Source organism: Micromonospora sp. NBRC 110009 (genome assembly GCF_030518795.1).
Classification (GTDB): Bacteria; Actinomycetota; Actinomycetes; order Mycobacteriales; family Micromonosporaceae; genus Micromonospora.
The window spans coordinates 6,882,646-6,896,465 of record NZ_CP130427.1 but is presented as its reverse complement, the minus strand read 5'-3'; the positions used below and the strand labels follow the sequence as shown (position 1 = coordinate 6,896,465).

Below are 13,820 nucleotides of genomic sequence, written 5' to 3'. Positions count from 1 at the left end.
GGATCGGCGGTAGCCGTCGTGCCTCCGGTGCGTATAGCTTGACTTCGACCTTGGGCGCGGAACCGTCCGCGGTGTCGTGGAAAGCTCATTCAATTACCGACGACTGACGTCCTAGAGAAGTTGGAGGGGCGTCGTGGACCTAGGCGAGATCATCTCGGTGGCTCGCGCCCGCTGGTACATCCTCCTGCCCATGCTCGTCCTTGCGGTAGGGCTCGGCATGGCCGCCTTCGTGCTGGTGCCGACCTCGTACCAGTCGACCACCACCGTCAGCCTGCTCAGCTCGCCGGCCGCGACCGACGCCGCCACGCCGGGGGAGAACAACGACAACCCGTTCCTCAACTTCAACGGTTCGCTCGTCGCCACCGCCGACTTCCTCGGTCGCAGCCTCCAGTCCACCGATGCCCAGGCGGACCTGCTCAAGATGGGGGTGACCGAGGACTTCGAGGTCGGTTTGGCCGAGGGAGCGCAGGGACCCTTCCTGACCTTCACCGTCACCGGCACCGACCAGGACCACCTCCTCGCCTCGACCGCGACGATCGCGCGGTTCGCCCAGGACAAGCTGGCGAAGATCCAGTCGGAGAACGGTGTCAAGTCGCAGGACATGGTCCGGATGACGGAGATCATCCCGCCGCAGAAGCCCGAACCGCAGCTCAAGGACAAGCTCAAGGTGGTGATCGCGGCCGGCGGCGGCACCACCGCGCTCGCCCTGCTGCTGACGTTCGTGGTGGAGAGCGTGGCGCGTTCCCGCCGCCGACGCCAGGAGTTGGCCGCGCCGGCGCCCGCCACCGCCGCGGCGCCCACCACGGTTGGCACCGGCTCCGCCGGCGTGCCCGGCCGACGGGCGCCGGCCCGGCAACCACAGCAGCCGCCGAGCCCGGCGCGGGACGAGCCCACCGTCCAGGTCCGGCCCGCGGTGCTGAAGAACGGGGCCGAGGGTCGCGCCAAGCCCGGCGGGGCCGAGGAGACGGTGATCCTCGTGCGGCCCCCGACGAGCCCGGCCCCGAGGCCGGAGGGCGGGGCGTGGAAGACCCCGCCGGCCCCGCCGTCCACCACCTACCGGTCCTCCGAGAGGTCCTACCACCGAGGCCGGAATGCCGACCGGCTTAACGGAAGCTAGCCGTCCCGCCGCGGTCCCGGCGCCGCGGCGAGCCAGCCGGATCTACCTCTCCCAGCAGCGCATCGCCAGCCTGGGGCCGCACTCGCTGCTGACCGTCTACGTCGTTCTCCTGATGCTCGTGCCGTCCCGGTTGGTCTTCCCGGGCATCGGGGCGACCGGGACGGTGGCGAACCTGTTCGTCCTCGTCGGCCTGGTGTGGTACCTCGCCAGTTGGCTGATGCGGCGGGTCCGGCCGGCGCCGTTCACCCGGGCGCCCCGGCTCGCTCTCTTCGGCGTCGCGGTGGCCGTGCTGCTCAGCTACGTCGCCGCCGCGCGGCGGGACGCGGAGCCGCTGGAGGTGAGCGCGGCCGACCGGGGCCTGATCCAACTCGTGGTGTGGGCGTCCATCGTGCTCCTCGCCACGTCGGTGCGGAACTACGACCACCTCGACCGGCTGTTGCGGGTCTTCGTGCGGTGCTGCACGGTCATCGCGGTCGTCGCCCTGGGCGAGTTCGTGCTGGGGACGAGCCTGACCGCCTGGATCCAGATCCCGGGGATGTCGAGCGGGGCCCAGGAACTGGTCACCCGGGGCGCCTTCGTCCGGCCCACCGCGACCGCCGCGAACACCCTGGAACTCGCCACCGTCATGGCCCTGGCGCTGCCGTTCGCCCTCCAGCAGGCGTTCCACGGCGGTGAGCGCAAGGCGATGCGCCGCTGGTCGCCGGTCGTGCTGATCGCGATGGGCGCCATCACCACCGTCTCCCGGACGTCCGTGGTGGGACTGGTCGTGGCGATGCTCGTGCTCCTGCCGACCTGGAACGCGCGGCGGATCGGGTGGACGTTCGCCACGGTGCTGCCGTCGCTGGCCGTGGCCAGGCTGGTGCTGCCGGGCCTCTTCGTGACGATCATGGGCCTCTTCACCGCGATGTTGAACGGCGGTGACAACAGCACCCAGTCCCGCACCGCGACGAGCGCGAGCGTCAACGCCTACATCGTCGAGCGGCCCTGGACGGGCCGGGGTTTCGGCACCTTCCTGCCGCTGATGTACCGCTACACCGACAATCAGTATCTGCTCGCCCTGTTGGAGATGGGCGTCGTCGGCGTGGCGAGCATCGTCCTCGTCTACGTCACCACGCTGCACTGCGGCGGCGCCGGCCGGCGGCGGTTCACCGATCCGGGCCGCCGGGAGACCGGCCAGGCCTTCGTAGCTGTCGGATTCGTGATGCTGGTGGTGACCTTCACCTTCGACACGCTTAGCTTTCCGATGGTGGCCGGGACGACGTTCCTGTTTCTCGGTCTTTCGGGCGCGTACCTCGGCATCGCCCGCTCCGAGGAGCTCCAGAGGGGAGATCCGGCTCCGTGACGGACTTGAACCAGAAGGTCGCTGCGGCGGCCCGATGGAGCATGATCAACACCATCGTGCGTCGATTTGGCACCTTCGCGACCGGCGTCGTGCTGGCCCGGCTCTTCTTCGGGCCGTACGAGTGGGGCCTGTACGCCGTCGGGTTGCTGGTCCTGGCGATGCTGCTCTCCCTGAACGAGATGGGCGTCAGCCTGGCCCTCGTGCGCTGGGACGGCGACATCAAGCGGTTCGCGCCGACCGTCCTGACGCTGTCGACCGTCTCCAGCAGCGCCTTCTATCTCCTGATCTTCGTGACAGCGCCGACGGTGGCGCGCCTGCTGGGCTCGCCCGAGGCGACGGGGATGCTGCGGCTGCTCTGCCTCACCGTGGTCATCGACGGCATCGCCTGCGTGCCGATCGGCAAGCTGAACCGGGAGTTCCAGCAGTTCAGGCGCACCGTTGTCGACATCGCCAACTTCCTCGTGAACACCGCCGTCACCATCGCCCTGGCCGCCGCCGGCATGGGGGCGATGGCGTTCGCGTGGGGCTCGCTCGCGGGCAACATCGTGGCGCTGGTCGGGTTCGCGCTCTGCGCCCCCGACATGCTGCGGTTCGGCTGGGACCGGACGCAGGCTGTCCGGCTGCTGCGGTTCGGGCTTCCCCTGGCCTCCGCGAGTCTGCTCACCCTCGGCATCGTCAACGTCGACTCGGTCGTCGTCAGCTCGGTGCTCGGTCCGGCCGCGCTCGGCCTGTACGCGATGGCCTTCAACATGTCGAGCTGGCCGGTCCGGATCGTCTCGGACACCGTGCGGCGGGTGTCGTACGCCGGCTTCTCCCGCCTCGCGGATTCGCCGGAGGCGTTCGCCGCCGGATTCCAGCGGGCGCTGGCCGTGGTGCTGGCCGCCGCGGTGCCGTTCTGCGTGCTGCTGGGGGTGCTCGCCGACCCGGTCATCCGCCTGGTCTACGGCGACCAGTGGGCCGGAGCGGCGGTGGCACTGCAGTTCCTGGTGGCGCTGGGACTGATCCGGGTCGCCGTCGACCTGGCGTACGACTGCCTGGCCACCCGGGTGCGCAAGACCCTGATGCTGATGCAGGCCTGGTGGCTGTTCAGCCTGACGCCGGTGCTCCTGCTGTCCGCCCACTGGCGCGGCATCGCGGGCGTGGCCGCCGGGCAGGTGGTGGTGGCCGGTCTGCTCGTCGCGCCGGTCTTCGTCGTGGTGCTGTCCCGGTTGGGCATCCGGCCCGCGCTGATGCTGCGCGCCTGCGTCCGGCCGGCGCTCGGCGGGGTGACGGTGGGCGTCCTGGTCTGGGGGATGCACCTCCTCCTCGGCGGCGGTTTCCTCCCGCTGGCGGTCATCGGGCTGGCCGCCCTGGTGGTCTATCTGCCCTTCGTCCGGCCGCTGCTGGGCGGCAGCTGGGGGGATCGGTCGCAACCCCGCGAGGCGGACCCGGACGGTACGAAGCCGTTGGCGGCGGTCGCACAGAGCTGAGTGGAGACTCATAGATGGGTTGGGTGAAGCGGCGCCTGCGCGCCACCTACGGCTGGCTGCCCCTCGAGGAGCTGCGCAACAAGGTGCTGCTCGGGCACACCGCGGTCGGGCTCTACCGGTTCGAACGGTCCGAGATCGCCCGGTTGCTGGCCACGCTGCCCGGCGGCGTCAAGCCCCGTGCCCTGGTGGCGACGATCGTGTTGACCTACAAGCGGCCGGACGGGTTGCGGCGGGCGGTCGAGTCGGTGCTGGCCCAGACCGTGACCGACAACGTCGTCATCGTGGTCGACGACGGCGGCGGCCAGATCCCCGATCTCCCGGTCGACCCGCGCCTGCACGTGGTCAGCCTGCGCCGCAACATCAACGTGCTGGGGATCAGCCGCAACATCGGGATGGGCCTGACGGATTCCCGGTTCGTGGCGTTCCTCGACGACGACAACGCCTGGCATCCGCACCACCTGGAGACCGCGCTCGCCCGGTTGCAGGGCGATGACCCGTCGCGCCCACGGCCGGACGGGGTCTACACCGCGATGCGCCGGGTGACGCCGGACGGGCTCGAACGCGACATTCTCTCCGTGGCGTTCGACCGCAGGCTCGCCTGGGAAAGGTGCTTCCTGGATTCCAACCCCTTCGTGGCGAGACGCTCGTCCGACCTGGTGTTCAGCCGGCTGCGCCGCAGTTCCACGGTGGCGCCGAAGGAGGACTGGGAGCTGATCTACCGGTTCAGCCGGCGCCACCGGGTGGAGCACATCCCCGAGCCGACGGTCGACTATGTGATCAACCCGAACAGCTACTGGACGGCCTGGGAGCGGACGTAGGTCGGGCGCGGCCGGAAGGAGGTCGGGTGTCGATGCCCGGGAAGAGGCGGAGCACCGCCAGGCGTTGGCCGATCCTGGCCGCGGCCGGCGCGCTCCTGGTCGGGGCCGCCGTCACGGTGGTGGCGCTGGACCGCGGCGCGGCCGAGCCGACCGGCTGCGCGACCCCGGCGCGGTGCCAGGCGGCCCCCGCCGCCGGGGCGACGCCCACCCCGACCCGCACCGTGCCGGTCGCTCCCGCGCCGACCCCCACCGCGGCGGGCTCCGCACCCGCCTCAGCCACGGCGCGGGCCGCCGATCCCACCGGTGGTGGCCGCTATCCGGCCCGCTTCTCGGTCGGCGCACCGGGCGTCGGGCGCTACCGGCAGTCGGACGCCCAGCTGCCGGTGCCACGCGGCTACCGGGTGTACGAACCGCACGACCGGGCCAGCAAGGAGTGGGACCTGTACGACTGCAAGGGCACGGTCAATCTGGACCGGATCTACTTCCGTGCCTTCATCTACATCGGCACCGACTGCCACGGCACGGTCAACATCACGAACTCGATAATCGCCCCGCCGCCGGGCTCGGCCAACCGGGCGATCCTGGTCAACGCCAACTCGGCCGGCCGCCTCACGCTGAACATCAGGAACACGACCATCCGGCCGGAGCCGGTCGGCGGCGGGCAGCAGAACGCCGCGCTGACCGACCACGCGCTCAACGACTGCGCCACCTGCACGATCCGGATCAGCGGCGTGGACGTGGCGAACACCGGCGGCATGTGCCTGTGCGGTGCGCACGTCACCATCGAGCGGAGCTGGCTGCACGACAACTACATCGCCCACCTCGCCGACCCGTCCCAGGCGCACACCGGCGGCGTCTTTCCGTACGGCGGCAGCGGGCCGGTGACCATCAGCAACAGCCGTCTGGAGCCTGGGGTCGACGCCTTCACCGGAAAGGAGGTGCCGGGCTATTGGAAGGCGATCACCGCAGTCCTGTTCACCCAGAGTCAGGGCGGCTCCACTTTGCGCAATTACCTGGTGCGTGACAGTTTCATCTCTCTCGGGGCGTTCGGCCTGTACGCCCAGGACGGGATCGGCCTGCGGCTGCGCGACAATGTCTTCGGACCCACCCATTGGGGGCACACCAGCCAATGCGGTTCGGACTGTTCGGTCACGTATGCGGAGTGGTCCAACAATGTCGTGGGTTCGATCGACGGGACGCCCAGCGGTAAGGCCGTACCCCGACCGTCCTGACGGGAATCCGCCCGGTCGGTGGCGCGCGGTGAGCCGAATGGCTGCGCGGCGGCGAACGATTGTCGGCCGATACTCGGCGGGAATCTGTCCGAATGGCGTCGCGGCGCGACACCTGCAGATCTGGTATCTCCCCGGCGCTTACGTACTCTCAGTAGCGTCCGGCGGCCATCCTTCGAGGAGCAGGCGATCCGTATGAGGTCTCGGGTTTTTCGGGCCGCGGTAGCGGCGGTGACGGGAGCAGCATTGGTGCTGATTCCCGCGTCAGCGAGTTCAGCCGTGTCCGATCCGTGTGGCACCGGCTCCAACCCCATTGTCTGTGAAAACTCCAAGGCAGGCACGCCGCTTGACGACTGGTACGGCGAAGATGCCTGGGGCGATGTCGAGGGATTCGCCACCCGGATGAGTGTGCAGCCGGGCGAGACGCTCCAGTTGAAGGTGCAGTCCCCGACCACCTTCCAGGTCGACATCTACCGACTCGGCTACTACGGCGGCGCCGGCGCGCGGCGGATGCCCACCTCACCGACGAGCAGTTTCGCCGCCCGGACCCAGCCGGCGTGCCAGCACGACACGGGCACCGGCCTGGTGGACTGCGGCAACTGGACCACCAACGTGACCTGGACAGTGCCGTCCGACGCCGTCTCCGGGGTCTACCTTGCGACGCTCGACCAGCCGAACGGCGCCGGCTTCGCGCACGTTCCGTTCGTCGTCGTGGATCCGGCGAACCACTCCGACATCCTGGTGCAGACCTCGGACCAGACCTGGCAGGCGTACAACGACTGGGGCGGCCAGGACCTCTACGGTGGGGGCGGGCCGGCGTACGACGGCCGGGCCTACAAGGTGAGCTACAACCGTCCCATGCGGATCGCCGGCGACAACGGCATCCTCTCGGCCGAGTACCCGATGATCTACTGGCTCGAGCGCAACGGGTACGACGTCAGCTACGCCTCGGGCATCGACGTGAGCACCAAGCCGGCGAGCCTGCTCGACCACCGGGTCTTCATGTCCTCCGGGCATGACGAGTACTGGAACCAGGCCCAGTGGAACAACGTGGTCGCCGCCCGCGAGGCCGGCGTCAACCTGGCCTTCTTCAGCGGCAACGAGGTCTTCTGGCGCACCCGCCTGGAGCCCTCGGTGGCCAGCGGCGGCGGGGACAACCGCACCCTCGTCTGCTACAAGATGACCAAGATGCGGCAGAACCCGCCGAACGGGATCGCGGACCCGAGCGGGCAGTGGACCGGCACCTGGGTCGACTCGGTGGGGGCCGGCTCCGGCGGCGCCACCCCGCCCAACCAGCTCACCGGCACCATCTTCAGCGTCAACGGCTACCGCAACGACGCGATCACGGTCCCGGCCGCGTACCGGAATCTCCGCCTGTGGCGGAACATCCCGTCCATCAACAACCTGGCATCCGGGCAGGTAGCCACCTTCCCCGTCGGCACGCTCGGCTATGAGTGGGATTCCGACGTCGAGAATGCGGTCCGCCCGCCGGGCGCGGTGGCCTTCTCCTCGACGACGCTCGCCATCACCGACGGCACACTGCTGTTGGACGAAGGGAACAACTACGGGAACGGCACAGCCACGCACAGCTTGATGGCCTATCGCGACCAGTCCTCCGGGGCGCTGGTCTTCGGCGCCGGCACCGTGCAGTGGTCGTGGGGTCTCAGCAGTCTGCACACGATGCTGCCCAGCACCGAGGACCAGCGCATGCAGCAGGCGACCGTCAACCTCCTCGCCGACATGGACGCCCAGCCGCTGACCCGGCAGGCCAACCTGGTCGCCGCCACCAAGTCGACCGATACCACCGGGCCGGCGGTGACCCTGACCGCGCCCGCGGCCGGCGCCACCCTGCCGGTCCTCACCCCGGTGACCGTCACCGGAACCGCGGCGGAGGTCGGCGGCGGCCAGCTGGGCCGCGTGGAGGTCTCCACGGACGGCGGCAGCACCTGGGCGGCGGCCACCGGGCAGGGGAACTGGTCCTACACCTGGACCCCGAGCAGCCAGGGTCCCGCGCAGATCATGGTGCGGGCCTCCGACGACAGCCTGAACATCGGGGCGGTCACCACCCGGAGCGTGACCGTCGGACCGCAGCAGTGCCCCTGCACGGCCTACCCGCCGACCGCGGTGCCGAGCAACATCGACTCCTTCGACGCCTCGCCCAACGAGCTCGGCGTGAAGTTCCGGGTCGGCGGGCCGAGCTCGGTCACGGGCGTCAAGTTCTACAAGGCCAGCACCAACACCGGCACGCACGTCGGGAAGCTGTGGACCTCGTCGGGCCAGCTGCTCGCCTCCGGCACCTTCACCGGCGAGACCGCGAGCGGCTGGCAGACGCTGACCTTCGCCAACCCCGTGCCGGTCGCCGCCAACACCACCTACGTGGCGTCGTACTACACGCCCACCGGGCACTACTCGTACACCAGCAACTACTTCGCCAACCAGGGCGCGGGGCTGTCGGCGGTACGGCTGCTGCAGTCGGGGGTGGACGGCGCGAACGGCGTCTACCGGTACGGCTCGGGCGGCGGCTTCCCGAATCTGAGCTGGAACAACACCAACTACTGGGTCGACGTCGTCGTCGACACGGTCGGGGCGGAGACCGAGCCACCGACGATCACCGCGAAGACGCCCGCGGCGGGCGCCTCAGGCGTCGCGCTGAACACCACGCTGAGCGCGACCTTCAGCCACGACGTCGACCCGGAGAGCATCGAGTACGCGCTCACCTCCAGCGGCGGATCCGTGGCGGCGGGCTATCACTACGACAACACCACCCGCAAGGTCACCATCCAGCCGCAGAACGCCCTGACCCCGTCGACCACCTACACCGCCTCGGTGCGGGCGACCGACGCCTGGGGCAACACCATGCCGGCGCCGTACACCTGGACCTTCACCACCGGCACGTCGGTCAGCTGCCCGTGCTCGGTCTGGAACGACTCCGTGGTGCCGGCGATCCCCAGCGCCTCCGAGGTCAACTCCCTGGAGCTGGGCATGCGGTTCACCTCGGCGCTGGACGGCTACGTGACGGGCGTGCGGTTCTACAAGGGCAGCGCCAACACCGGGACGCACACCGGCACCCTCTGGTCGAACACCGGCACCCAGCTCGCCACCGGAACCTTCACCAACGAGAGCAGCAGCGGCTGGCAGACGCTGCTCTTCGACCAGCCGGTCGCCATCACGGCCGACACACCGTACGTGGTCTCGTACCACACGGACGTGGGCCGGTACGCCTACACCAGCAACCAGTTCACCCAACCGACGGTGTCCTATCCGCTGACCGCGGTGGCGGACTCGCCGAACGGCGGGAACGGCCTGTTCCGGGCCGGTTCCGGTGTCGCCTTCCCGACCTCCACCTGGAATTCGGCGAACTACTGGGTTGATGTGGTCTTCACGACGACCCCGTGACCGGCCGCGGGCCCGCACCGGAGCGGTGCGGGCCCGCGGCACCGGCGCGGACGGGCCAACGGAAGGGTGTCAGTGAGTACGGTCAGCGTGGTCATCCCCTGCTACAGGTACGGGGACTATCTCCAGGCATGCGTGCGCAGCGTGCTCGACAACCAGCCCGGCGTCGACGTACGCGTGCTCATCATCGACGACGCCTCGCCGGACGACTCGGCCGAGAAGGCGCGTGCCATCGCGGCGGCGGACCCCCGGGTCGAGGTCCGGGTCCACGAGACCAACCGTGGCCACATCGCCACCTACAACGAGGGCCTGCTGGAGTGGGCGGACGGCGACTACACCGTCCTGCTCTCCGCGGACGACCTGCTGACGCCGGGCGCCCTGACCCGGGCGGCGCGCGTGCTCGACGCCAACCCGAACGTCGGCTTCGTCTACGGGCGCCCGGTGCACTTCACCCACCCCGGCCCGCCGCCGCCGGCCCGGACCCGGGACCTGGGCCACCGCGTCTGGCCCGGGCAGTGGTGGCTGGAGCGACGGTTCCGCGAGGCCACCGGCTGCATCACCTCGCCCGAGGTCGTGGTGCGGACGGACCTGCAGCGCAAGGTGGGCGGCTACGATCCCGAGCTGCCGCACGCCGGCGACATCGAGATGTGGATGCGGCTGGCGGCGCACGCGGACGTCGGTCACGTGCGCGGGGCGGATCAGGCGTACTACCGCCTGCACGGCGCGAACATGTCGCAGACGGACTACGCCGGGCAGCTCGACGACCTGCGCCAGCGGAAGGCCGCGTACGACGCGGTGGTGCAACGCTGCGGCGATCTGCTGCCCGACGCGGACCGGCTCGACGCGATGGTGCGCCGGCGCCTCGCCCGCTACGCCCTGCGGCGCGCGGTGCGGGCCTACGACCGGGGGCGCACCGCGAGCGTTCCCGAGGGCGAGCTGATCGCGTTCGCCGCGGAGTGCTGGCCGGAGTACCGCGCACTGCCGGAGTACCGCGGCCTGCGCCTGCGGAAGCGGATCGGGCCGGCCGTCATGCCGTACCTTCAGCCGCTGGTGCTCACCGCGGTCGCCGCCAAGGGCCGAGAGTGGCTCTGGTGGCAGTCGTGGAAGCGGCGCGGCATCTGACCCACCACCCCGGCCCGGGCGGTGCTACCGCCCGGGCCGTCGCTGCGGCACCACCGTCGTCGTGACGACCTTCGTCTTGACGGCGTGCTCGGCCGGCACCGATCGGACGATGACCGCGCCGGAGGCGACCACCACCCCGTCACCCAGGACGACGTCCGGCTCGATGAAGATGCCGGTCCCGAGGCGCACCCGGTCGCCCACTGTCACCTTGCCCGACGAGACACAGGACGGGCCGGTGGCGTTGTCGGAGCCGATCCGACTGTGGTGGTCGAAGGAGTTGTAGGCGGAGAGGAAGTTGTTGTCGCCCATCCGTACCCCGGTGCCGAGGTGCGCGAAGGCGCAGATGATGTTCCCCTGCCCGAGGACCACGTCGGTGGCGATCTTGGCGGTGGGATCGATGGCGTTCGCCAGGGGGATCCCCGCCGCCGCGCAGACCTCCCGGAAGCGACGCCGGGTCTCCACCGAGGTGCCGATCGCGATGATCGCGGCGTCGTAGGCGCCCTCGGCGAAGAGCGCGGCGAGCCGGTCCGTTCCGCCGACGATCGGCACGCCGTGCACGTCGGCGCCCCACCGCTGCCGGTCGTCGTCCACGATGGCGACGGCCCGCTGCGTCGCGGATCCGGCCAGGATGTCGAGGACCTGGGTGGCGCCCAGCGCCCCGCCGATCAGCAGGATGCGCTGCAGCCCGGGCTCGGCCGCCAGCGGCGTCGGGAGGTTGCCCGGCCCGGCACCGGCCTCCCGGGCGGCCGCCTCGACGTCCTTGACGGTGATCAGCCGTCCGAGCTGGAGGGTGGCCAGGTCGACGCCCAGTTCCGCGGCCCGCTGCACGGCCTTGGCGCTCGCCCGGGCGGGTGCCGGAGCCGCCGCCGCGGCCGCCGCCCGGGTCTCCCGCTCGCGCACGTACTCGGCGAGGTCGGCCGACGTCTCGAAGAGCATGGCGATCGGCTCGGCGAGGGGGACCTCCTGGAGCGGCTCGGCCAGGTGCAGCACGATGCCGGCCTCGGGAGCGACGACCTCGAGCACCGCCTTGCTGGTCTCGATCTCGGCGAGCAGGGTGTCCGCGTCCACCTTGGCGCCGTCGTCGACGAACCACGCCACGAGCACGCCGTGCTCACTGTTGACGTCGCTGGTCGGAACGATTACCGGCTTCACACTCTCTCCTCTACGGGCCCTGGGCTCAGGCGGCCGCGGCGCGCAGCGCCGCCTCGATCCGGCCCTCGCCGACGAGGACCCGGCTCTCCTTGGCCTTGGCTGACGGGATGACGGTGGGCTCGCTGGCCACGACGTCAACGGGGGAACGCAGCTCGCGGAACAGCCGGCGGGAGATCGTCGCGGCCGCCTCGGTGCCCCAGGACCAACCGCCGCTGCCCTCCTCCACGGTGACGAGCCGTCCGGTGACGCCGACGGAGCGCTCGACCGGCGCCCAGTCCATCGGTGCGAGCTGAGCGGGGACCAGCAGCTCGACGAAGATCTCCTCCTCGACGGCGAGCCGTTCGACCACCTTCGCGGCGAGCATGGCCTGGTATCCGTAGGCCAGCACGGTCGCCGCGCAGTCCTCGCGGGGCACCGCGGAGAGGCAGACCGTCGGCAGCATGCCGGGGGTGGCATCCTGCGTCGCCAGCAGGTCGCCCCACCGACCGCCCTCGGGCACGGTCAGATGCTGCGGATAGAGCAGCTTGTGCTCCACGTAGAGGACCGGGCTGTCCTGGCTGAGGAACTCGGCGAAGACCGTCCGGGGGTCGTGCAGCAGCGAGGCGGCGACCACCCGCAGATGCGGCACGCCGAGGAAGTGCTTCTCCAGGCTCTGGCTGTGCGTCGGACCGTATCCCCGGTGGCCGCCCGCGGGGGCGCGCACGATGACCGGGCAGGTCGCCTGGCCGGCGTACATCGCCTGGTACTTGGCGATGTGGTTGACGACCTGATCGAAGACGAGGGTGAGGAAGTCGCCGAACATGATCTCGGCGATGGGCCGGTAGCCGGCCAGCGCCAGCCCGGCGGAGATCCCGGCGATCGCCCCCTCGCTGATCGGCGTCGTGCGGACCCGGTCCGGGAAGGCGGTGGAGAGCCCGCGGGTCACCTTGAACGCTCCGCCGTACGGGTCGGCGATGTCCTCGCCGAGCACGAGCACCCGGGGGTCGGCGGTGAGGCAGGCGCGCAGCGTGTCGTTCAGTTCCTTGGCGAAGATCACGGCAGCGCCCTCGCCGTCGCGACCACCTCAGCCAGCGCGGTCTCCACCTCGCCGTCGATGATCCGTCGTTCGTCGTCGCCCAGTCGGCGACCGTGGACCAGCAACGGCTCGACGGCCCATCGGGCGGCGATCTCCTCGGCGGGACGTTCGTCGTCGCTCTTGGAGTGGTGGCACAGCCGGTAGGTGTGGATCAGCAGGACCCGGGGACCGGCTCCGGCGCGGACCGCGTCGACCTCCGCCCCGGCGGCTTCGCGCAACTCCAGCACGTCGGTGCTGTCGACCTCGCGTACCGGGATGCCGAAGGCCTCGAACCTGCCCGGCATGCTGCCCGCCAGGTTGGCCCCGATCGGCGTGCTCTGCGCCCACCGGTTGTCCTCGCAGACCACGAGGAGCGGCAGCCGCCAGAGCGCGGCGATGTTCAACGTCTCGTAGAGCAGCCCCTCGCCCAGGGTGCCGTCGCCGATGAACACGACGCTCACCCGGCGGCTGCCGTCGAGCTGGCCGGCGAGCGCGATGCCGGCGGCGGCCGGGACGATGCCGCCCTGGACACCGTTGGACTTGAAGCCGGGCGCGCAGATGTGCTGGCTACCGCCGATGCCCCGACACACCCCGGCGTCCTTGCCCATGATCTCGGCGAGCAGCCCCAGCGCGTCGCCGGTGCGGGCCAGGTAGTGACCGTGGCAGCGGTGGTTGCTGAACACGTGGTCCTCCTCGACCAGGTGCTCCATCACCGCCACCGCGTCGGCCTCCTGACCGATGCACGCGTGGGTCGTGCCATTCAGGACGCCCTCTTCAAAGAGCGAGAGCAGCGTTTCCTCGAAGCGGCGGATAAAGCGCATGCGCCGGTAGAGCCGGCGCTCGTCGGATTCGCCGGGCAATCCGATGAGCCGTTCGTCAACAGGACCCGGAACGTGCGGCGAGGCGGTGCGATCAGCACCAGCCGCCGGCCAGAGATCAGGTTCGGCCAGATTCACGCCGCGCCATGTGGTTGCCGTCGACACTGTCCGCCTTCCTATTTCCGCACGGCACGCTCGGTGCCATGGTTCGCATTGACCGGGCCTGCCGCGGCCACGTTACCGGGCTTCGTCCATTCGGCAGGAGAAACCTTTATCCATCCCGTGTCGACGGGGATCTCGGGAATC

10 protein-coding genes are annotated in these 13,820 nt (G+C 70.5%); 7 read left to right on the top strand and 3 right to left on the bottom strand.

Going from position 1 to position 13,820, the window contains the following annotated elements; genetic code table 11:
- Positions 1-133 precede the first annotated feature (133 nt).
- From Q2K19_RS32480 to Q2K19_RS32450, 7 genes are all read left to right on the top strand, one after another.
- Positions 134-1,117 carry a YveK family protein gene (locus Q2K19_RS32480; RefSeq protein ID WP_302766214.1) on the top strand — a complete coding sequence of 328 codons (984 nt, stop codon included), beginning with the start codon at positions 134-136 and terminating at the stop codon, positions 1,115-1,117.
- Positions 1,092-2,459: an O-antigen ligase family protein gene (locus tag Q2K19_RS32475; protein ID WP_302766212.1), complete on the top strand. Its 1,368-nt coding sequence runs from the start codon at positions 1,092-1,094 to the stop codon at positions 2,457-2,459. Before Q2K19_RS32480 ends, Q2K19_RS32475 begins: the two co-directional genes overlap by 26 nt.
- Entirely contained in the window at positions 2,456-3,928 is a 1,473-nt protein-coding gene (locus Q2K19_RS32470; RefSeq protein WP_302766211.1) for an oligosaccharide flippase family protein, read from the top strand. The genes Q2K19_RS32475 and Q2K19_RS32470 overlap by 4 nt, the downstream gene beginning before the upstream one ends.
- 14 nt (positions 3,929-3,942) lie before the next feature.
- Entirely contained in the window at positions 3,943-4,746 is an 804-nt protein-coding gene (locus Q2K19_RS32465) for a glycosyltransferase family 2 protein (RefSeq protein WP_302766209.1), read from the top strand.
- 32 nt (positions 4,747-4,778) lie between these two features.
- Positions 4,779-5,978: a hypothetical protein gene (locus Q2K19_RS32460; RefSeq protein WP_302766207.1), complete on the top strand. Its 1,200-nt coding sequence runs from the start codon at positions 4,779-4,781 to the stop codon at positions 5,976-5,978.
- A gap of 399 nt (positions 5,979-6,377) precedes the next feature.
- Complete coding sequence (locus Q2K19_RS32455; RefSeq protein WP_302766206.1) at positions 6,378-9,371, top strand: N,N-dimethylformamidase beta subunit family domain-containing protein; 2,994 nt, start codon at positions 6,378-6,380, stop codon at positions 9,369-9,371.
- Between the two features lie 72 nt (positions 9,372-9,443).
- Positions 9,444-10,490 (top strand): glycosyltransferase family 2 protein, encoded by a 1,047-nt coding sequence (locus tag Q2K19_RS32450; RefSeq protein ID WP_302766204.1) that lies wholly within the window; start codon positions 9,444-9,446, stop codon positions 10,488-10,490.
- A 24-nt stretch (positions 10,491-10,514) separates the two neighbouring features.
- On the opposite strand, the gene Q2K19_RS32445 is transcribed toward Q2K19_RS32450, so the two are convergent.
- From Q2K19_RS32445 to Q2K19_RS32435, 3 genes are read right to left on the bottom strand one after another with little or no spacing between them, the layout of a single operon-like run.
- Positions 10,515-11,642, bottom strand: coding sequence for a biotin/lipoyl-containing protein (locus Q2K19_RS32445; protein ID WP_302766203.1), 1,128 nt, complete (start codon positions 11,640-11,642; stop codon positions 10,515-10,517).
- Positions 11,643-11,667: 25 nt separating this feature from the next.
- Positions 11,668-12,678 (bottom strand): alpha-ketoacid dehydrogenase subunit beta, encoded by a 1,011-nt coding sequence (locus Q2K19_RS32440; protein ID WP_302766201.1) that lies wholly within the window; start codon positions 12,676-12,678, stop codon positions 11,668-11,670.
- Positions 12,675-13,556: a thiamine pyrophosphate-dependent dehydrogenase E1 component subunit alpha gene (locus Q2K19_RS32435; protein WP_302766199.1), complete on the bottom strand. Its 882-nt coding sequence runs from the start codon at positions 13,554-13,556 to the stop codon at positions 12,675-12,677. The genes Q2K19_RS32440 and Q2K19_RS32435 overlap by 4 nt, the downstream gene beginning before the upstream one ends.
- Positions 13,557-13,820: the final 264 nt, after the last annotated feature.

What these genes read in the sequence shown, in the direction of transcription:
- Q2K19_RS32475 (WP_302766212.1), top strand. Translation starts at nt 1,092, where the DNA reads ATGCCGACCGGCTTAACGGAAGCTAGCCGTCCCGCCGCGGTCCCGGCG.
- Q2K19_RS32465 (WP_302766209.1), top strand. Translation starts at nt 3,943, where the DNA reads ATGGGTTGGGTGAAGCGGCGCCTGCGCGCCACCTACGGCTGGCTGCCC.
- Q2K19_RS32460 (WP_302766207.1), top strand. Translation starts at nt 4,779, where the DNA reads ATGCCCGGGAAGAGGCGGAGCACCGCCAGGCGTTGGCCGATCCTGGCC.
- Q2K19_RS32455 (WP_302766206.1), top strand. Translation starts at nt 6,378, where the DNA reads ATGAGTGTGCAGCCGGGCGAGACGCTCCAGTTGAAGGTGCAGTCCCCG.